General features: G+C 48.3%; 18 protein-coding genes. 10 read left to right on the plus strand and 8 right to left on the minus strand.

Annotation, left to right across the window (positions count from 1 at the left end; all coding sequences use genetic code 11):
* Positions 1-82 precede the first annotated feature (82 nt).
* From FTO70_RS05120 to recQ, 3 genes are all read left to right on the plus strand, one after another.
* Positions 83-2,794 carry an Ig-like domain-containing protein gene (locus tag FTO70_RS05120; protein ID WP_255334630.1) on the plus strand — a complete coding sequence of 904 codons (2,712 nt, stop codon included), beginning with the start codon at positions 83-85 and terminating at the stop codon, positions 2,792-2,794.
* Positions 2,791-4,524, plus strand: a complete 1,734-nt coding sequence (locus FTO70_RS05125; protein ID WP_255334631.1) for a hypothetical protein — start codon at positions 2,791-2,793, stop codon at positions 4,522-4,524. The genes FTO70_RS05120 and FTO70_RS05125 overlap by 4 nt, the downstream gene beginning before the upstream one ends.
* A gap of 408 nt (positions 4,525-4,932) precedes the next feature.
* Complete coding sequence (gene recQ / locus FTO70_RS05130) at positions 4,933-7,695, plus strand: DNA helicase RecQ (protein WP_255334758.1); 2,763 nt, start codon at positions 4,933-4,935, stop codon at positions 7,693-7,695.
* Positions 7,696-7,703: 8 nt separating this feature from the next.
* Here recQ and FTO70_RS05135 read toward each other — a convergent pair whose 3' ends face one another.
* The 3 genes from FTO70_RS05135 to hxlA form a co-directional block, all read right to left on the minus strand.
* Positions 7,704-8,135 carry a hypothetical protein gene (locus FTO70_RS05135; protein ID WP_255334632.1) on the minus strand — a complete coding sequence of 144 codons (432 nt, stop codon included), beginning with the start codon at positions 8,133-8,135 and terminating at the stop codon, positions 7,704-7,706.
* A gap of 207 nt (positions 8,136-8,342) precedes the next feature.
* A complete protein-coding gene (locus FTO70_RS05140; protein WP_255334633.1) occupies positions 8,343-9,131 on the minus strand; it encodes an A24 family peptidase C-terminal domain-containing protein in 789 nt (262 codons plus the stop codon).
* Between the two features lie 229 nt (positions 9,132-9,360).
* The gene (gene hxlA, locus FTO70_RS05145) at positions 9,361-10,641 is read right to left on the minus strand and encodes a 3-hexulose-6-phosphate synthase (RefSeq protein WP_255334760.1); all 1,281 of its coding nucleotides are present in this window, start codon (positions 10,639-10,641) and stop codon (positions 9,361-9,363) included.
* A 1,024-nt stretch (positions 10,642-11,665) separates the two neighbouring features.
* Between hxlA and FTO70_RS05150 the strand changes: the two genes are divergently transcribed.
* The 4 genes from FTO70_RS05150 to FTO70_RS05165 all read left to right on the plus strand — a co-directional run bounded on the left by FTO70_RS05150 (position 11,666) and on the right by FTO70_RS05165 (position 14,169).
* Positions 11,666-12,094, plus strand: coding sequence for a DUF5788 family protein (locus FTO70_RS05150; RefSeq protein ID WP_255334761.1), 429 nt, complete (start codon positions 11,666-11,668; stop codon positions 12,092-12,094).
* A 155-nt stretch (positions 12,095-12,249) separates the two neighbouring features.
* Positions 12,250-13,176 carry an aspartate carbamoyltransferase gene (gene pyrB, locus FTO70_RS05155; protein WP_255334634.1) on the plus strand — a complete coding sequence of 309 codons (927 nt, stop codon included), beginning with the start codon at positions 12,250-12,252 and terminating at the stop codon, positions 13,174-13,176.
* The gene (gene pyrI, locus FTO70_RS05160; protein WP_255334635.1) at positions 13,173-13,643 is read left to right on the plus strand and encodes an aspartate carbamoyltransferase regulatory subunit; all 471 of its coding nucleotides are present in this window, start codon (positions 13,173-13,175) and stop codon (positions 13,641-13,643) included. The genes pyrB and pyrI overlap by 4 nt, the downstream gene beginning before the upstream one ends.
* Before the next feature lie 52 nt (positions 13,644-13,695).
* Entirely contained in the window at positions 13,696-14,169 is a 474-nt protein-coding gene (locus tag FTO70_RS05165; protein ID WP_255334636.1) for a DUF5788 family protein, read from the plus strand.
* Positions 14,170-14,204: 35 nt separating this feature from the next.
* Here FTO70_RS05165 and FTO70_RS05170 read toward each other — a convergent pair whose 3' ends face one another.
* The 5 genes from FTO70_RS05170 to FTO70_RS05190 are packed head-to-tail and all read right to left on the minus strand — an operon-like array spanning position 14,205 to position 17,385.
* Positions 14,205-14,936: a DUF1673 family protein gene (locus FTO70_RS05170; RefSeq protein ID WP_255334637.1), complete on the minus strand. Its 732-nt coding sequence runs from the start codon at positions 14,934-14,936 to the stop codon at positions 14,205-14,207.
* A gap of 1 nt (position 14,937) precedes the next feature.
* Positions 14,938-15,651, minus strand: coding sequence for a hypothetical protein (locus tag FTO70_RS05175; RefSeq protein ID WP_255334638.1), 714 nt, complete (start codon positions 15,649-15,651; stop codon positions 14,938-14,940).
* Complete coding sequence (locus tag FTO70_RS05180; RefSeq protein ID WP_255334639.1) at positions 15,648-16,277, minus strand: DUF1673 domain-containing protein; 630 nt, start codon at positions 16,275-16,277, stop codon at positions 15,648-15,650. The genes FTO70_RS05175 and FTO70_RS05180 overlap by 4 nt, the downstream gene beginning before the upstream one ends.
* Before the next feature lie 3 nt (positions 16,278-16,280).
* Complete coding sequence (locus tag FTO70_RS05185; RefSeq protein WP_255334640.1) at positions 16,281-16,895, minus strand: DUF1673 domain-containing protein; 615 nt, start codon at positions 16,893-16,895, stop codon at positions 16,281-16,283.
* A 34-nt stretch (positions 16,896-16,929) separates the two neighbouring features.
* On the minus strand, positions 16,930-17,385 hold the full coding sequence (locus tag FTO70_RS05190; protein ID WP_255334641.1) for a hypothetical protein: 456 nt from the start codon (positions 17,383-17,385) through the stop codon (positions 16,930-16,932).
* Positions 17,386-17,727: 342 nt separating this feature from the next.
* On the opposite strand from FTO70_RS05190, the gene FTO70_RS05195 reads away from it, so the two are divergent.
* From FTO70_RS05195 to FTO70_RS05205, 3 genes are all read left to right on the plus strand, one after another.
* Complete coding sequence (locus tag FTO70_RS05195; protein WP_255334642.1) at positions 17,728-18,111, plus strand: transcriptional regulator; 384 nt, start codon at positions 17,728-17,730, stop codon at positions 18,109-18,111.
* Between the two features lie 64 nt (positions 18,112-18,175).
* The gene (locus FTO70_RS05200) at positions 18,176-19,162 is read left to right on the plus strand and encodes a nitrous oxide reductase family maturation protein NosD (RefSeq protein WP_255334643.1); all 987 of its coding nucleotides are present in this window, start codon (positions 18,176-18,178) and stop codon (positions 19,160-19,162) included.
* On the plus strand, positions 19,163-20,308 hold the full coding sequence (locus tag FTO70_RS05205) for a hypothetical protein (protein ID WP_255334644.1): 1,146 nt from the start codon (positions 19,163-19,165) through the stop codon (positions 20,306-20,308).
* The last annotated feature ends 7 nt before the right edge of the window (positions 20,309-20,315 follow it).

The raw sequence follows: 20,315 nt of genomic DNA on the forward strand, positions 1-20,315 counted from the left end.
TTATTGCCTTTATGTAAGTTATTGCCTTAAATGTGCAAATTAACCGTAATTTTGGGGATAAAAGCATGTGGGGGAATGATTTATGGGATCCTGGCATTTCAGGCAGTTGATGCTTTTGTTACTTGGAGTGCTGATATTCCAGTATGCTGCTTATGCGCTTGGCAGTCAGCCGCCTGTCAGCACGGATAGGGCAGCCTATTCTCCGGGAGATCCCGTACATATTTTCATCAACGTCAGTGCCCTCAACGGGACTTCTAACCTTACGGCCTCCGTGCTCAGCCCCTCTTACGCTCAGACATATCTTCCTCTCGTTCCTGCCGGGAATGGCTATGCAGCCGAGTATTTCCCCCAGCAGGGCGTGGTGCTCGGGACGTACACTGTCCTGGTTACGGGAGAACATTTTTTCGAAACCGTAAATTTTGAAATCAGGTCTCTTTACGTAAGTTCCGAACTCGAGGGCCTGTATCCCCTGGGAATTATTCCCATCTCCGGAACTGTGGTGGATTCGGCCACCCTTGTGCCCGTAAATGCATCGGTAGACATTACTGTGGACGGGCAGGTCCTCAGTACACTGGCAAAAGATGGCTTTTTTTCCGCAGAGTACCTGGCTGACTCCCGGGGCACAAAAACCGTGAGCATAACTGCCGTTGATGCCGAGAACATTACAGGTTCGGCTTCGGCGGAGTTTGAGGTTTACACATCTACTGCGGAAAACCTGGCTATCAGCACCTCAAATAATTCGTATGAAGCCGGGGAGAATGTTGAGGTTTATGTGTCCACTGGAACGGGGGTCCCCACTATATGGGTTACCGACCCTCTGGGAAACCCCACATGCCTGGTTGTGAATGAAACGGAAGGCACATACCTGGTTGTGAATGGAATGGAGGGGACATATCTGGGGGAATTCTACCTTGAAAGCCAGGTCGTCCTGGGGAAATACTGGGCTGAAGCCGAAGTTCAAAATAACGGTTCAACAGAGAATGTTAAGGTTCCTTTCGATGTGACAGAACCTTCACCTGTCTCTTCTGCACCTGCTCTCCCGGCGCCCCTATTCTCGGCCCCGCCGGAGGGGAGCGCTAATTCTGGTGGGTCCTTGCTGCTTCTTGCATCCGACCCGGCCAACGGCTCTGTCATCAACTCGGTCACCGACATTCCCGATCCCGTAGAACAGGGGAGCAACATCACGATTTATGCAAATGTTACCGACACTTTTGAAGTCGGCAATGTTCTGGTCAATATCTACGGGGTAAATTATACGATGGATGAAGGGGTCAGCGCTGAGAGATATCTCTTTTTTGACGGTTTTGAATCCGGAAATCTATCAACAAACAACTGGGTCATTTCAGGTACTGGAAAACCATGGTTTATCTATAATAAGTCCAACAAAGCCTATGCCGGAAATTTCAGTTTGGCGGTTACATATACTGATGGAAAGGAGGGAAGCGGAGCAAGTACAGTAGAGAAGGGTATAGATACGACCGGCTATAGTGATCTCAATCTTTCGTTCTATTACTCGCCTGGTGGGCTCAGCGATAAAAAAGATGAGTACTTTTCTGCTGATTGGTATGATGGAGCAGAGTGGCACGCCCTATTAAATACAACCGAAAAGGAGAATTCATACCTTCTTTTTGATTCCGTTCTGCCTTCAGGGGCCTGTAACAGCTCCGATTTCAAGTTAAGGTTTACCTGTTATTCCAGAAATTCTGATGCTGCCCGTATAGATGATGTGAAATTAAAGATAAACGAGGGAGGTTCAGTTCCCTTCCAGTATTCTTTCAATACCTCATCCCTATCTCCGGGGGTGTACGACTACACTATCTATGCCATAAACGCTTCCGGGGAGGAAGCGGTTCCGGTAACAGGGAATTTCACAGTCCTGGAAACTTCTGATCCTGGTTCCGGAACAGACCCTACCGGAGGTGGAGGTGGAGAGCTACCTGGTTCTGATACTGAGGTCCCGGTAATCAATTTGATCCTTGATTCCCCTGACCCTGTAGAGCGCGGGGAAAACATATCTATCAGCGCAAACGTTACCGACGACGTCAACGTGGGGACTGTATGGTTGGAGCTTGGGGAAACCAATTACACAATGTCCTCTCAGGTGGAGGCTGACATGTATGAGTATTCCTTAAACACATCCTCCTTACTCACCGGGATCCATAATTATACAGTCTATGCCAACGACACGACTGGAAATCCTGCAGTCCCAGAGACCGGAAACTTCACCGTAATTAACTCCCCGCCTGTGTTCTCCCCCATCGGGCCCGTAGAAGTAAACGAGTCCGAAGAGCTCATGATCAGCCTGTTGGCAACCGATCCTAACGGGGATCCGATAACATACGCCACTAATGCAACTTTCGGGACCCTTGCAGGCAGCACCTTTACCTGGACTCCCGGGTTGGTGGACAGCGGGGTATATTATGTGGAATTTACTGCATCTGACGGGGAACTGAATGGCTCTGAAACGGTGCCCGTAACTGTTAATGAAGCTTATGTGAACTTAAGTGTCAGCAAGAGACTCGAAAAGGGCCCGGCTCCTGACAGTTATACGGTCACCCTGAACCTTACAAGCCAGGTGGACTTCAACTGCACAGGTTTAAGGGTCTATGACCTTATTCCCGACGACTTTACACTAGCAGACCCTGTTCCTGCCTGCAGTGGTTCCCAGGGCAGTATCTATTACTGGAGCCTGGACCTTGCAGCCGGGGAGAAAAGGACCGTGACCTATACTCTTGAAGGTACAGGAAGCTATTCCCTCAGGGAGGCTTACATAGTGGGGGTGGCTCCTCAATGAGAAGCGGATTCGTACTTATCCTGTGCTTCTTATTCTGTCTCCAGGGCCTGAGCTTACAGGCCTCAGCCGTTTCCCTTAACCTTGAACTCGATGCTGTCGAGTACCTGAATGACCTTGTCTTCTATCAGGACGGGACCCATTCCTGCGGAAACGTTATAGGCTACCTCTCAGTCACAAACCCTTCCCTGAACCATACGGTTTCGTCAATCGATATCAGCTTCAGTGATGGAATAACACCTTCAGGTACGTACATCAACGAACTTGGGCCGAACAGCACCGCGATAGTCTCATATGAGCTGCCGGGTTCGGATACGGTTCCTCTTCCTTCCGTAAGCGAGACGGTGGAGCCTTCTTCTCTTTACCAGGGTGTGGAACAGGAAATTGTCTTCAGGGTAGATATCAGCAATCCTGGCAGTGAGAGCCTTGATCTCCTCACGTTTGACAGGGCTTTTCCGGAACAGCTGGAGTTTGTCGGGTATACGCTTTCTGCGGGAAAACTTAACAGGACAGGCAACAGCTTCCTCTGGGAAGATTTCAGCATTTCCCCGGGGTCCGAAGAAAGCCTCAGGCTTGTGTTCAAAACCGTTCCGACATCCGATCTTGTGCTTCAGCCTTCGAATTTCTCGTTCACCGTTCCTGCCTTTGCGGCTTCAAGAGACCTTTCGCTTTCAGCGGTTACAAGCACCCGATTTGCGGTTGAAAAGCAGAAAGTCGGGGAAGGAGAGTGGAAGGTCGGAGTCGTTGTCGAGGATGCTAGCGAGTTTGATTGTTCTCTCTATGGTGTGGAGGTCTACGTCTCCGACACCGGGCTCAATGAAACGAAACTGATAAGGGACTATGCCCTGGACCTGAACCTGCGGCCCGGGGAAAGCTGGCGTGATTTCTTCACGTATGAATATTCGGGAACTCCGGTCTTCTTTGCAAAGGTTTACTACACAATCCCGTACACCATCTCAGGCAGTTCCATGCCCCTTGATTCCGTGGAAGGCGGGGGTTTTGTCATCAATTCCATTGTTTCCGGAGACAGTGGGAACAGCTCCACCCCCCTTGATTCCGGAGAAACCGGGGATAATGTCCTCGATCCTGCTGTTCCCGACGAAAATGAAGACCGGCATCACGATGGGGATTCCAGGCGGCTTACAATCATAAAAACCATCTTGCCCGCCCCCGAGCAGGAGCCGGAATCTCCTGAAGCTGTTTCCCAGAATGAGGAAGGGGACGCTCCGCGGAGGGATGAAATGAAGGATACCGACACATTTACCCTTTTGATGCCGCTTCTGGTGGGGCTGGCGGTGCTTACAGGAAGAAAACTCCTGCCCTTTGTCCCGTTCTTCAAAAAGAAGCGGATAGCTGTCAGCAGCAGTTCGGTAGAGAAGATCTACGCTTCAGGCGGCCTGGAACTTCTTTTTTCCGGAAGAAGGGAAGCGGTCATTAGCAGGAATGAGTTTGGAAAACTGGAACTGACGGGTCTTTTAGAGGCTCTTGGAAAAACCGTGGCAAAAGGCCGCATAAAGGTCATTGACACTGAACTTAGCCAGGTACGTGAAATCATGGAAAGGTACGGCATTTTGTCCGAAGACGCTGAGATCCTGGCTGCAGCTGCAGCCTGCGGCATAAAGCCTGTCCTTGTCATATCCCCTTCAGGAAGACTTGCGGCTCAGGAGATGGGGCTCAAGCCTGTGGAGCTTTCGGATCTCCTAAGTCCTGAAAAACCGGAACCTTCCCTGTAACGGGAAAGGTGCTTTTATACTTTTTTGAAATTTCACTTACTTTTCTCATTTTCAATATATGTTTTTTTAGTCCATTCCCTTTTTAGGTCCAAATACTTTCACCCTGCACACTTGTATCTTAAATATAATAAGCCCGAAAATATTCAGCGTTACGGATAGAAACACCCGATAAGGTAAAGTGTATTCAGGGCAGTAAAACGTATTCTGTGTGAGCGTTTGCCTTTCTTTGTACGTCAGGAAAATATTCTGTTTATATGCAACTATTGATTCCCGGATTTTCCCGGGGTTTCATTGATCGAGGACAGCATGAATTCTGCAGATTTTAGCGGTGAGAAAACCGGGATTGATTGTGATGTTTTAAGGGAAAGCAGGGCCGAGCTGGAGTCCAGGGTCTCCCTGTCGGCTAAGATGCATGCTGTTCTGCGCCAGTACTTCGGATACACTTCTTTTCGCCCCCTGCAGGAAGATATCATCCGGGATGTCCTGGGCCGGAGGGACGTTTTCGTGCTCATGCCAACAGGTGGGGGCAAGTCTCTCTGCTACCAGCTCCCGGCCCTTCTGCAGGACGGGGTCACCATTGTTGTCTCGCCGTTGATTTCCCTGATGAAGGACCAGGTCGACGGGCTTGAGGCAAACGGGATTGCTGCGGCTTGCATGAACAGCACCCAGAGTTCCCGGGAAATCCGGGACGTGAAAACCGCTTTCCTTGAAAACCGGCTCAAAATCCTCTATGTTGCTCCTGAAAGGCTCATGATGTCCGAGACCCTCGCTTTTCTGAAGAAGGGGAAGGTCAGCCTCCTTGCAATCGATGAGGCACACTGCATTTCCGAGTGGGGGCACGATTTCCGGCCCGAGTACCGGAAGCTGAAGCTTCTGAGGGGGATGGATAAGGGTTTTCCGGGAGTTCCCGTGATTGCGCTTACAGCTACAGCAACCGAAAGGGTCCGAAAAGACATTATATCCCAGCTGGGCCTTGCAATCGATACGGAAAAAGGCCCGTACGTGGCAAGTTTCAACCGGAGCAACCTCTACTACGAAATCAGGCCCAAGAAAGAGACTTTTTCGGAAATCACGGACTACCTGCGCAGGCACAGGAGGGAGGCAGGAATCATCTACTGCCAGAGCCGGAACAATGTGGAAGCTCTTACAAAGAAACTGAACCTTGCGGGCTTCCGGGCCCTTCCCTACCATGCAGGCCTTTCCGATTCCGAGCGTTCCCGAAACCAGGAGCAGTTCATAAAAGATGACGTGGACATCATCGTTGCCACAATCGCGTTCGGGATGGGGATTGACAAGTCCAACGTGCGCTTTGTTATCCACTATGACCTCCCCCGTAACCTTGAGAGCTACTACCAGGAAACCGGGCGTGGAGGAAGGGACGGGAGCCCCTGCGAATGCATCCTTTTCTTCAGCCGGGGAGACCGTTTCAAGATCGAGTACTTCATTTCCCAGAAAACTAATGAAAAGGAAAAAGATGTGGCCCTGGTGCAGCTCAGGCAGATGGTGGCTTACTGCGAGAGCAATAAGTGCAGGCGCCAGGTACTGCTCGAGTATTTCGGGGAAAAAGCCCCCGGAGCCTGCGGGAACTGCGATTCCTGCCTCCAGCCAAAAGAGAGCTTTGACGGGACGGAAGCTGCAAAGAAACTTATCAGCTGCGTCCAGGAACTTTCCCAGCGCTTCGGCACGAATTACGTCATCGATGTCCTTACGGGTTCAAGGACCAAAAAGATCAAGGAAAACCGCCACGAGCGTCTCAAATCACACGGAATCGGCCGGGAATTTACAAAGGACCAGTGGCGAGCAATAGCTTCCGAAATGACCAATACGGGCCTGCTGGATGTCAGCGGAGCCCGCTACCCTCTCCTGAAACTTAACGCTATAAGCAGAAAAATTCTGCGGGGTTCGGAGCAGGTGGAACTCGTCTGCCCTGAGGGTTTTGTGCCTGAAGCCGAAGAAGCTTCCCAGTTCCCGGAAACTGAGGCCAAAGAACTTAAAAGGGCTGCAGGTAAAAAAGGTGCGCCTGGAAGGGTTGCACCTGAAAGAGGTTCGGGTGATAGGGGTGAATATGAAAGGGCTGCAGTTGATAGGGGTGAATATGAAAAGGATATGCTTCCGGCGGCTGCTGAGGGATATGCCAATGCTGTGGATATCCTGAAAAAAGAAAAAGCCAGAGAGGATGCGAAGTCACCCAATGAGCCTGACCCAATCCTTTTCGAACGGTTAAAGGCTCTCAGGAAACAGATTGCCTTGAAGAAGAATCTTCCTCCTTACATCATCTTTTCAGATACCAGCCTGAAAGAAATGGCATCAAAACTCCCGCGCAGCCATGAAGAATTCCATTCAATCACAGGAGTGGGAGACCACAAGCTTCGGAAATATGGGGACATCTTCCTGCGCGAGATTGATAATTACCGCCTGGACTACGGGCTTGCGGCTCCAGAAAAGGCCGAAAGTATCACAGCTCCCGGAAATGGAACAACCGAACCTGGCAGGAAGTCCGGGGCCGGAACTGAAGCCAGGGCGCCTGAGGCTGGCAGTGGTGTTGAAATGTCTCTGCCTGAAAAAGGAGTCACAGGACCTGAAGCCACAGGACCTGAAGCCACAGAACCTGAAGCCACAGGACCTGAAGCCACAGGATCTGATGGAGTTTTTGCTTCTCCGGGAAAAAGGGAAAGAAAGGCAAGGTACCTGGATACGAGCATCCAGGAATGGTCAGAAGCTGGACTTCCCCGGGTACACCGGAAAGAGCTTGAAAACGAGCCTGTAAATGAGCTTGAAAATGAGCTTGAAAACGAGCCTGTAAATGAGCTTGAAAATGAGCTTGAAAATGAGCTTGAAGTTCAGAGGGAGCAGCCGGAGTCCCTTGAGATGACTTTTTCTCTCTGTAAACAGGGGCTGGGGATCAATGAAATTGCTGAAATCGAGGGCATTAGTGTCAGTAACGTTTGCAGGCAGCTTGAGCAGCTGGTACTTGCCGGTAAAATCATGGACATTGAGGGAATTATTGAAGGCACTTTCCATCCTGAGGGACAGCAGCGGATAAAAGCGGCCGTTGCAGGCCTGGAAAAAGAGCTTGATTCCATGCTTCGGGCAAGGCTGGGAGAGAATTCTACTGAGGAAGAATTGAGGCTTGCCAGGATGCTTCTCCTTTCGAAGTTATGTTTCCTTTAAACCGAAAGTCATGAGGAAATCTCTTTTCTGTAAATCTCCTTCTTTTTTTTCTCATCCTTTATCAGGAACAGGGCAGAATTTCCTTTTTCGATTTCAACTCCCTCAGGAAGGGAAATCTTCATCGCTCCTCCTACTTCGAGTACTGAAGGCTCTGCAGTTTCAAGTTTGTGCTCAACTCCATTCTGGTAGAGATAAATCCCGTTTTTTCCTTCAAAATCGAGAGCGTCTCCTCCCAGGTGTTCAAGTTTCAGGGTATTTGAGTCAAGCACCTGGACCTCGAGTTTTATGAACGCACCTGAATTGATGGCTCTTCCTGCACTTTCTCCTAAGAGTGCACCTACCAGCAGCAAACCCAGGATTGCAACAGCCAATATTGCCGCCGCTACAAGCGCGCCAGGATTTACGGCTCTTTCATCTCTTAAAAATCCAGAGCTGGGCATGGTTTCACCAGATTTTTGAAAATTGATTTCCAGTTCTTTATAAATTGATTTCAGTTCTTTATAAATTGATTTCAGTTCTTTATAAATTGATTTCAGTTCTCTAAAATTAATATTATAATGTATAGATTTTTCATGTATAAAAAAGTTACAATATTTCTGGTTTCTATAAATTAATTCTATTTTTCATGCCTGTGATTTTAAACAAATTCAGGCAAAAAGCCTCAGGAAAGCAAAAAATTTCATTACAACATGAAATATAAGATCCCCTATCAAAGCTGTCATAATAAAGCCGGCTGTTATGGGAACCATGAACGGAAGCCCCGGGGTGACCCATATGAAGCTGTCCATAAGCCCGTTTTCCTCATGTGCCTCAAGCCGGGAAAGGACATTGGAGTTAAGCACTATTCCACTGCCTGCAAAGTGGGGTTTTAATTTTCCGTTCTTGAATTCAAAACGTTCGGCAAGCCTCAGGTGCCTGCCTTTTTCCAGGAGTACTCTCAGGTCTTTGATTTTTACCCTGTACGCGATGAGCATGTAGAGAGGTTTTTTGAGCATCTCAGGATTGAAATGGAGGAGGTTATAGCAGAAAAGCCCCAGAGGGACAGCAGCAGTCAGAAAAAGGGCGTTTTCAAGGACAGTCAAAGCAAAAAGCTTAATGGGAGGAACCCCCAGCAGGGGAAAGTTCAGGCCGTGGAATTCAAGGGTCGGATAAACAGGAACCAGGATTGCAAGCACTACCAGGGCTTTCATATCCGCACCTCCGAAAACCTTTGCCTTAAAAAGGAGGTACGTAAGGGCAAAAATTAAAAAAAAAGAAAAGAGGAGGTGAAGGATATAGGGTGTCCCTCCCACCACTGCTTCATAGAGGACGAAACCTGAAAGGGAGAGGAGCATAAGCTTCCATACCCTGTTTGGGACCCTTCTTGTTGTAAGGTCCGTGTAAGAAGAATAGAGCAAGAAGGGCAGGCAGGCTGCCAGTTTTAATAATTCTATCATGTTGAGAATTTTTCTGATTTTTTATTGTTTCTTTTTGTGATATTCTTATTCTTTTATGCCCATTTCCTGTATTTCAGTTCTTCCAGAACGTTTTTCCCGGCATTTATTATTTTTTCCTGCCTAGCAGGGTGTTCCTGCTTTTATTATTTTTTCCTGCTCATCCACTAATGCTCATCCACTAAGTTCCGTTTTTCATTCCGGGTGCGGGGCAGTTTCAGTTCGTTCCTGTTCAGAGCTTTTCCCACTTCTTGAGTTCCAGGATTTCTGAGAGGGTCCCGCCTCTCCTGATCTCATCGAAGATCCTTTTTTCGGTCTTGTAGACTTCTTTTGCCCGCCTTGCGATTTCGTAAGCCCTCTCTTTCGGGACTACTACAACTCCGCTTTCATCGCCCACTATATAGTCCCCAGGCTTTACAGTCTGGCTTCCGCAGGTGATTTCTGCGTTGATTTCCCCAAAACCTTTAGGGTCTCCTGCGTTCGGGACGGTGTTGCTGGTGTAGATCGGAAGGCCCAGTTTTTCCACTTCGTCAATGTCCCTTACCGCACCTTCGATCACCACCCCGGCTATGCCCTTGTTCAGGGAGCTTAAGGTTGCAAGCCCTCCCCAACAGGCGATGTCTTTGCTTTCGTTGTAAATAACAATAACATCGCCTTCTTTTGAGATGTCAATGGCTTCCACGGTCTTGGCCCAGTCCCCGGCAAAGCTCTGTACCGTAACTGCAGTGCCGACCATCTTTCCCCTGACCAGGGGGTGGATGCCTTTCATTGCCCCTTTCCTGTGGATGGCGTCTGAAATGTTGGAGGTCGAAACTTCCCTCAGGATTTCCCGGATCTCTTCGTCCAGGGTCCCTCTGCCCCGGATCTCCACCGCATCCGGGGAGTCCACGCTCTGCCGGATTTTCCGGGCAGCTTCGGTTACGTTGTCCGAGCGGGTGATATTCCCACCAACGATTACGATTTCCGCTCCGGCTTTTACTGCCTGTGCGGAACTTTCCGCATCAAGTCCTCCTGCGACAGCGAGCTTGACACCTACCTTTTCCGCAATCTCCATGAGGATTGTAACCGGGTCTTTCCCCATCATCTGCTGGTCAATGCCTACATGGACGTTGATGTAGTCCACTCCAAGGGCTTCAAGTTCTACGGCCCGGGTAACCGGGTCAGGTGCAGAGATCAGGTCGGCCATCAGCCTGACCCCGTACTTGTGGGCAGAGCGAAGCGCATCAAGCACTGTGGAGTCGTCTGCGCTCCCGAGAACGATTACAACATCGGCTCCGGCTTTTGCTGCCATTTCAACTTCCATGGCCCCCGTGTCCACGGTTTTCATGTCGGCCAGGATTGTCCGGTCTGGAAAAGCTTTCCGCATGGTGCGGATTGCGTCCATTCCTTCGCTTTTGATAAGGGGGGTCCCTATCTCAATCCAGTCAGCTCCCCCGGAAACGGCTTCCCTCGCAATCTCTACCGAGCGGTCCAACTCCAGGAGATCAAGTGCAACTTGAATTATCGGAACTATAGTATCACCTCAAAAGGGAAACCGGGGCTACATGAATGAAGTGCCAGCGGAGTTCTTTTCCTGAACGGCTTCCCAATATTTTTTATTTTTCCATTATTATATTCCAGTTTTTATTCCCGTTTTTTATCATCCTTATTTTTAATATGCAGATTCCTTATTATGTAAATTGCTTTTTGTTTTGTCTCATAACATCTATTAATCCTTAATTTTTTGGTTCCGAAACATGATTAATTTTTTGATCCCCTTTATATCCTGTGCTTTTTAAGTGTGCTTTTTTACTGTACTTTTTAACTTCGTGTCATTTCGGCTCCGTAGAAATCCTGTTGTATTTTGGAAGAGGGTCGGGGATGTGTCCGATTCCTGGTCCTGGTTAAGGCTGGTCTTTTTCTGTTTAATCATTCCCGGGGCTCTCACCGCCCGCTGAGGCGGGCGGCTTTTTCCAGGTAAACTGAGAAAAAACGAATGAAAAATAAACTGTCGCCGATACCCTCCACTCTGATTTTGTATCTTGCTTTCTCCATTCTGCTTTCTTCATTCTGCTTTCTTCATTCTGCTTTCTTCATTCTGCTTTCTTCATTCTGCTTTCTCCATTCTGCTTTCTACGTTCTGTTTTCTACACCCTGTTTTTTACACCCTGCCTCAAAGAAAATCATGACACGAAAGCAGTAAAAGGAATTTCTACTAATTTTTTTAGACATATTAAAGTATACTTTCTGGAAAAGCCGGTCGTCTTCGAAGACCGGTGAGAGTTCAGGTACCTGAAAAGCAGATTGAAAAAAGGTTTTCAAAGATAATTGGAAAGGGGAAATTACCCCTACCCTGTCATAAGAAACCCATCAAATTTTCCTTTCAGTTTGCAAGCCTCCGGGATGGAGCAGGCATTCCGAAATTTTTTTGGGGTAAGAGCGCTATTTATCTGTGGGGATAGATTACGGACCAGAATTCAAAGAAGGATTCTAAAGCAAAAGCAGAATCCACAAAGGCAGAAGAATTTAAGGGTAAAGAGACAGAAGCGGAAGAATACATTACCGAAGGGGAACGCAGGCAGTTGCTTTCGGCTTTGCATTCCAGGCTTTTCTGGGTAGGGCAGTACATTCCTCATAGTGTGGAACTTGAGGGGAAAAATTGTCCCCTTCATGAATATGTCTGGGAAATGATTCAGAAAGAAGAGATCACAGAAGAGGAAAAGAAGCAGATCGAAAACTGTATCGAGATCCTTTCGATAAAGGAAATGGAAGACGAAAAAGAACTCGAAGAAAAGCCCCTTACCAGGGAAGAGGCAAGGACACTCTATCACGAAACTGCAGGCTTGCTGCGCACAATCATGGACCTCAGGGAAATCGAGGACGGAACAATGAAAGAGAATGCAAAGCGATTTCAGGAACAGTTTTTATCCCAGAGGGTGAAGGATGCCAAACTCTGGGTTGAATTCCTCAAGAAAGTGAAGGAATGAACGTGCAAACTTAACATAAATTCCTGAACCCCCCTGGAAAATCGCCTGAAAATCGCCTGAAAACCGGGGTAAAACGGGGGTAAAAACGGGGTAAACTCACTTACAAAATTTTCGGAGCAAAGGTTATATCTCTGGGAATCCTTTATGAAAACTGAATGTCATTTAAGAACCGACACGTTATCTCAATGAAGGATTTTTCACGGGAAGAAATCGACCACGTCCTCGATACCGCCGAGAAACTTGAGTCTGTGGCAAGGGGCGAGGAAAAATCCAGGCTGCTTGACGGAAAAATCGTTGCTCTTCTTTTTTTTGAACCAAGCACACGGACCCGACTTTCTTTTGAGGCCGCTACCCAGAGGCTTGGGGGGCGGATTCTTAACCTGGGTTCCGTGGAGGCAAGCTCGGTTATGAAGGGGGAAAACCTTGCCGATACCATCCGCGTGATCAGCAACTATGCCGACCTTATAGTGCTGCGCCATCCTCTGGATGGTTCGGCGCAGATGGCTTCGGAATTCTCAACTGTGCCCATAATCAACGGTGGAGACGGCTCGGTCCACCACCCTACCCAGACCTTCCTTGACCTCTACACCATCCGCAGGGAAAGCCACCTTGAAGGCCTTAAGATTGCTATGGCAGGGGACCTGAAGTACGGGAGGACCGTGCACTCCCTGTGCCACGCTCTCTCCCTTTACGGGGCGGAAATGACCTTTGTCTCCCCTCCGGAACTCCGGATGCCGCAGGAAATTGTCCGGGACCTTGAAAAGAAAAAGATCAGGGTAAAGGAGACAGATTCCTTCGAAGACATAATAGGGGACGTTGAGGTCCTGTACATGACAAGGGTCCAGAGGGAACGCTTCCCTGACCCTGAGGAGTACGAAAAGGTCAAAAACAGGCTTAAAATCACAGGCGACCTGCTGAAAGGTGCAGACCCTTCCTTAAAGATCCTGCACCCTCTGCCCAGGGTAAACGAAATTGCTCCCGAGGTGGACTCAACTCCGCATGCATGCTATTTCCAGCAGGCCTTTTACGGGGTCCCTACCCGGATGGCGCTCTTGGCTCTTGCAATGGGGGTGATTGAGTGAAGGATAAGCGGGACCTTAAAATCCAGGCAATCGAAGAAGGGACCGTGATCGACCACATCAAGGCAGGGCAGGCCTTAAACGTCCTGCGCATCCTGGGGATCTCTTCGGGTTGTAAGGGCACGGTCAGTTTTGTCATGAACGCTCCCGGCTCCGGGGGCAGAAAGGATGTAGTGAAAATCGAAGGCAGGGAACTCAATGTTGCGGAACTCAACCGGATTGCCCTGATCTCTCCAAAAGCCACCATCAACATCATCCGGGACTTTGAAGTCGTTCAGAAAAACATGGTCGTGCTCCCCTCTTATGTTGAAGGCGTGGTCCGCTGCACCAACTCAAACTGCATCTCCAACAGCAGTGAACCCATAAAATCCAAATTTTCTGTGCTCCAGTCCGAAGACGGCGTAGTCACCCTCCGCTGCCTCTACTGTGAACATGTAATTTCGGAAAATATCGCAGAGAATTTATTGTGAATTTCAGATAAACTTATCCGGAATCTATCGGGTTTTCGGGGGAACGCTTTGCATGTTTCAGGAAGGAAAAGACACGGAAGACACAGGTTCGGAATATATCAGCACGCCTGAGCGCAATAAGCTGCTCTGGAGCCTCAGAAGCGATTTTGCCTGGGCAGGAAAGAAAATCCCGGAAAGTATCGAAATAGACGGGAAAGAGTACAGGCTCAGGGACATGGTCCGGACCTTTGGGGACAAGGAATTCCACGAGCCTGAAGAAACTGCCGAATTAAAGGCTCTTATCCCCAAACTCAGGGAAAGGGCAAAGGCAGACGAGGAAATGCTTGAGGTAGAAGAGCTTACAAAAGCCGAAGCCGAATCCCTCTATGAAGAAGCCGTCGGGCTTTTGCGGGCGGCTATGGAGTTGAAGGACAGGCTCGAGGGGAAAGGCGGGGAGAGAGCAGCCGATGACCTCAAAAGGATGCTCAACGCCCAGAAAGTCTCGGACGAAAAGCGCTTTCAGGAGCTTATAAAGAGCCTGAAGTGAGAAGCTTGTTTCTTTTTATCCTTTTTTCACTCATTCTATTTTTTGAGGGAAATGGCAAGTTCTTCCGGTTCTCTTATATAGAACCACATCGTCATTTTTGAGCTTGTGGCAACTTTGAGGGCATGCTGATAAGACGCCAGGAGTTCGAAGTTGTAATAAAGCACAAGAAGAAATGCGATTCCCCATAGCTGCACCAGGAAGAGGCTGAATTTTGCGGGGGCGGGAGCTGGTCCTTCCAGGTTCTGTAAAGCCCTTGCTATCCATTCTATGGCATGGGGCAGCACTACAGCTATGTAAAGTAAGCGGAACGGCCAGCGGAGGGAATGGCTTTCATTCTTTTTTATCGAGGTCTGCACAATGTCTTCTTTTCGTATCTCCAGCGGCCTGAGCAGAGGCCTGAGAATAACCACTTTTTCGGGAGTTAATTCCACGGAAGTGCGATGATAAATGACCAGGAAAAGGAGGGCAATGTACGGGATAAGGGCGGAGAGTATGCTGAGAAAGGAGTCGGCAGGACTGTATACGCCCAGAACGAAGGAGGCTATTAAGGCCGGAAATATGATTTTTCCAATTCCCTCGCCCCTGGAAAGCCTGACATACATTTTTAATGTCTTGCTTTTTGACAGGTCTGTAGGGGATGCCCCTTGCTGGAAGCTTCCGGTTTCCAGTCCAAAACTTCGGAAGCCGTCTTCCTGCCTCTCTTCCCGGAGGGCATCTTTCATAGGGCACCAGCCCATAAGTTTTCGGAAGTAGCCCGGAAAAACCATCTCACTTTCTCCCCGAGTTCCTTTCAATAAAGGACTTAAGCCTGGCAGCTGAAGCTTCGTCCGTTATTATGGAGTAGTATGGTGTCCACTCATACCATTTCTTATTCCTGGTTTTTATGTAGAGCCGCGTATCCAGGTCCCGGTACTGACTTTTTCTTTTTTTCTCCAGGCACAGGGAAAGAGGAAGAGTGGATATTATCAGCACAAAAGCTCGCCATTCTCCCGCCAGGGCCACATAGGCAATGCCACAAAGGGCAATTACTCCCAGCATGTACAGGAGCCGAGAGTTTTTCTTTGAACGTTTTTCGAGTTTGTATTCCCCGACAGCTTCAATCTCTTCGTAAGGTATTTCAAAATTCCTCATTCTGAAAGCCTGCAAATGCACCCCTCTACTGTCAACCAGAATCCCCGCGCTCAAGACCTTGATGACAAACAAGCAGTATACTGCGTTTAGCAGTACCAGGCCGGCCAGAAAGGGCTGAAGGTCTTCGAACCTCAGGAGCAGGTTGAAGCCTGCTGCAAACAGGAGGCAAAAGAGGGAGTTATTTGCAGGAAAGATTACGTTTGAAGTCTGGATGTCCTGATAGTTCCCTATTCTATCGGAAACTGCGGCCCGGTTTGCAAAGCAGAATGTTTGCTCTTTTTCCGATTCGATTTTCTTGCAGGCCGGACACCACCCCATCAGCTTTTTGACGTAATCGGTATTCAGGTTCATCGTTTTCCCCCCTTTTCCCCAAGTGCATACAGCATTTGCTGTCCCTTTTCTCTTTTCATAAACATTTTCATATGGTTTTTCCTCTCCCAGTAAATTAGCTGGAAATAGAAGCCCCACATCGGAATCAGAGTTCCTGAAACAAAAGAATTCAGTGTCTGATCGTTAAGAAGATGGGCCGCATGAGATGAGATATAAGGCAAGAAAGCCATGAGCAAAGTAAAACCTAAAAACAGGAATAAGATAACACAGAATAACGATCTTCTAAAGAAAGGTGAAATAACAGGATTTTTTTTCGCGGCATCGTATTGATGCATCTGCTTTTTCCAGCCGGGCAGATATATCGGTAAAGAAAGTGAAAGGCCAAGAAGGAAAGCCTCGGTGTTTATACCTTTTTGAAATAGGTTTATATAAACAGGAGTAAAGAAAATTGGTAACAGGAGGAGTTGGGTATCAAGCCTGGAATGCTGGCCGGGAACCGCCGGACTTCTTGCTTTTTCCTCTCCTGGTCTTCCATATTCTTCAAAATTCACAGAGCTAATCCAGGGTCCGGCTTCAGCAGTTTTTGCATTCGGGCACCATCCCATCAGCTTTTTGATCTGCTCAAAAGCAACAGCTTTCGCAGGCATTTATCATTTCTCCCTGATAAAATACGATCTTTTCCACTTTCCGAAGCTTTTGTTGAGATAAATCGTTTTGTGGTTTTTCCGCTCCCAGTAGAGTATCTGGAGATAGCAAAACCACAGGGATACAAGCCCGCCTGCAAAGAAAGACAGGGTCCCTTTCATGAGAAAATTCCTTTCCGGACCTCCCGCAAAAATCCAGCAAAAAAGTGCGGCATAAAAAATTAGAGTTATTGTCCGGAACAGTCTCCTGTACGGTTTTTCCTTACCGGAATAATCGAGAAATGGTTTTTGTGCGAGAGTATCGTACCTGTGCATTTGTTTCTTCCAGCCAGAGGCGAAAAACGTTACGGAAATGAAAACACCGGCAAGGAATGCTTCTTTATTCACACCCAGCTGGGCCATTACAAGGAGATATGCAAGTGTAAGGAAAGAATCAACCAGGAGGAACCTGCTGCTCAGTTTCCGGGACCAACAGGGATTTACCGGGTCTCCGGAATCTCTGTCTCCGGCGCCGGTATTCGCACCAAAATATCCAGGGCAGATGGAATGCCTGGTTTCAAGTGTTTTTGCATTTGGACACCAGCCCATAAGTTTCCTTATACCCTCTGTGAATTCATTCATTCTTTACCCTGCCTTCAATTTTGCCTAACCGGTCTCAGGCCTGTTCAGTCAACTCCTTCAATTTTCCGAACAACTCATCTGCAATTTTTGTCGGGTCCTCTGAGCTCTTGAGTTTTATCTGCATTTCCTCTGCAAAGTCCCATAGCAGTTCGATGCATTCCCTGTACCGCTCGCAGGACCCGCAGTCCCCTTCATGTTCGTACCAGACCTGCATCCCGTGTTTGGCCGAAATAAAAATAATTGCGCTGGCTTTGAAGGGGATCGAGTGCCCGAAGAGGATTCCCTTCTTCGGGTTGACCCTTTCCACCTCTATCCGGTTTGCCTGCGCCATCTCAAGCAGGGTATCTTCAATTCGCTTATCCATACTGAGGAGGGCTCGCGAGACCGCCTGCCTGGAAACTCCGAATTGTTTGGCTATATTGATGTTCGGGAGGCCGTTTCGGCGCAGGACCCAGAATTCGAACTGTTTATCTCCTGCCGGAAGGAACATATGTAAACATACGGATGTTGACTACTTATATTTTGTGATCTTTTTATATTTATCCATGCCGTATTTATAAAAATTCAAGTTTTGGACTAATTTTATCACATGTTCTTATATTGTTCTTCAAATAGTTTGATGGTTTGGCCACAAAAGGTATATGTAAGCTATCTCAATTTTCTTTAGTCATATATAAAAAATTAATAAGATAGATTTCCAACAGGAATGGCCATCTGGCTTGTTATTATCTCCTGATTAAAAGAAATGACCTGTACTATGCCTTTTTGAAAGGCTTGTCGGGTAACCGGAATATTCCCGGAGTTATCAATGGATAAGAACAGAGGATCAGGTATGAAAACACAAGATTTTGAAGAAAAACTGCGGATTCTGTCTCTTTCTAATGATTCCAGAAAAATCATACAGACCCTCTCAAACGAAACTTCAATCCGAGTCCTGCAGCTTCTGGAAACCGGGGATATGTCTGCAAGTGAGCTTGCAGGCGGGCTTGACCTGCGGCTAAACACCCTCCAGTACCATCTCGATGCACTGCTTGAAGCCGACCTTATACGGATTTCGGAGGTAAAATGGAGTCAAAGAGGCCGAAAAATTAAGGTCTACGAGCCTGTCGAGAAGTTGATAATCCTCATTCCGGGGAGAAACACTGTCACCAGAACCGCACTTTCCGGCCTGCTTCAGGAGTGTATGGAGGATGATCCGGACCTCTACCCTGTCTAATTTTTCTTCCATGGTTTATTTTTCACAACTCCGGAAATGCAGGGTCTTTAAGTAAGGTGTTGAAATGAAGCTAAATAAAAGTCTGAAAGCAGGGGTTCTGCTAACTCTTATATTGTTTTTTACTGCAGTTCCCGTAGCTTGCACGGGAGATGCCGAACTTCCCGTATATTCTCCTGATAACTTTACATGTTTCGGCTGGCCCCCCTTAACTGTAAGGGTGGACGGAAGCGGGGGTGGGACCTTCCTGACAATCGGAGAGGGCCTGAAGTATGCTTTTGCCGGGGAAATAATTCTTGTTGCCCCTGGCACCTATACTGAAAACCTGGTTGTGGATTCCCAGGTGACGATCCGGGCTGAGTCCGGGAACCCGGAGGATACTGTGATAAGGGCAGCAGATCCTGGCTCTCCCGTTTTCCATGTGACAAGGAGGGCGGTGGAGATAAGTGGGTTTACTGTGGAAGGAGCGAACGGGAGTAACGATCCTGAAAAAAGTACCGGCATTTTTCTCGATGGGGTCCGGAGCTGCACACTTGCAGACAACGTGTTCAGGAACAATACCTGTGCCATTTTCTTGGAAAATTCGGACGGCTGCAGCCTGATGAATAACACTGTAGAGGTTAACGGCAGCTACGGCATCCGGCTTGAGAAGGCCGGAAGCAACCGGCTGGAAAACAATACAATTAGGAATACAATTCTGGACACTACATACTCCGGTATCCTGCTGCAGGAAGCCCGGGGGAATGAATTGGAGGGCAATCCTGTCCCAAACAGCCGCAGGGGCATAGGCCTGAATTTTTCGGACCTGAATCTTCTTTGTAACAACACTGTAAGCATAAACTGCAGGTACGGAATCGAACTCTTTTACTTAAACAATTACTTGCTGAGCGGAGCCCGGGGCTTTGATGGCTCTGATAAGAGGCAGGCCTGGATCTTGGAAAATGCCTCCAAAAACAATACCCTGAAAGGTAATTTCATCGGAGGTAGCATAAAGGGGATCAATACCGCAGGCGAGGATAGGTATCGGATCGACGCAAAAAGGAGGAAGGTCTAAATGCAGGCAAGAAAAGGGGAAATTTCCTCAAAACCTGAAAACCCGGTAAATGCGATAAAAGCAAAGCAAGCTTTCTATGCGATGTGTCTGCTCTCTGTTATCTTATGCTTTATTGTGGGTGCAGCGGGCTGCATCGGGGGCAGAGAGCCGGCTTCCCAGGAAGGGGAACTGAATTTCACGGTAATCCCTGAAAAAACCCGGGTCGCGGAAGGGGAAGTTTTTGACATTGGGCTTTTCCTGAAAAACACGGGCAGTAAAAACATAAACGTGTGGAAAATGGAAGAGCAGGTAAGTTATGACATCTTTTTCCTGTACCCCAATGGTTCGTATGTGTTCTACGAATGCGGTGTGATTGAAAGAGTACAGCTGACGGACGACGCCCTTATAGAACTGCAGCCCGGAGAGTTCCTGCAGGTATGGCGGGATTCGAGCTGCTGGACTCTACCACCGGGGGTATACACCCTCTTTACCGAGTACCACACTTCCTCAGGGGAGAGCATCACCAAACCCTACTGGATAGGCAGGGCTCGCTCGAATAATGTCACTATTTTCGTGGAGGCTGAAAACAACTCCTCACTTCTGGAGCCCGGCTCTTCTTCCGAAAAGGGGGCAGTTGAGGAGTTAAATGCTCCCGATGCACCTCTGACCATTGCAGTCAGCGCCTTGGTCGAATACCTGAGCCCTGAAGATCTTGCTAATAAATCCTACCTGATCCTTATCGGTTCGGTAAAGGAAATTCTGCCTGCAAGGTGGAATACTCCTGATGGGAAGCAGCCTGAAAACGCCTTTGAGGGCTCTGGCTTGAATGATGTGATTTACAGGGATGTTGTGATTTCGGTGGACCAATATTTCAAGAACCCTCTCTCTTCAAATGAGGTTATTGTGAGGGTGCTGGGAGGGACAGTCGGAAACCTTACACTGGATGTGGAAGACGAACCCTCTTTTGAGTCGGGGGAAGATGTCCTTCTTTTCCTGGTGGAGGATACAAAGCCGGCTACGAAGGACCTGGAGCCTGAACATTTCCGGGTCACCGGGTCTTTTCAGGGTAAGTATGCCCTGACCGGGGACGGGAAAGCCGTAAAGTCCGGAGAGACCGCCGAGCTTGAGGAGTTGCTGAGAATAATTGATGATGGGAATCAAAGCTGACAGGGGG

This window comes from Methanosarcina sp. KYL-1, assembly GCF_024372725.1.
GTDB lineage: Archaea > Halobacteriota > Methanosarcinia > Methanosarcinales > Methanosarcinaceae > Methanosarcina.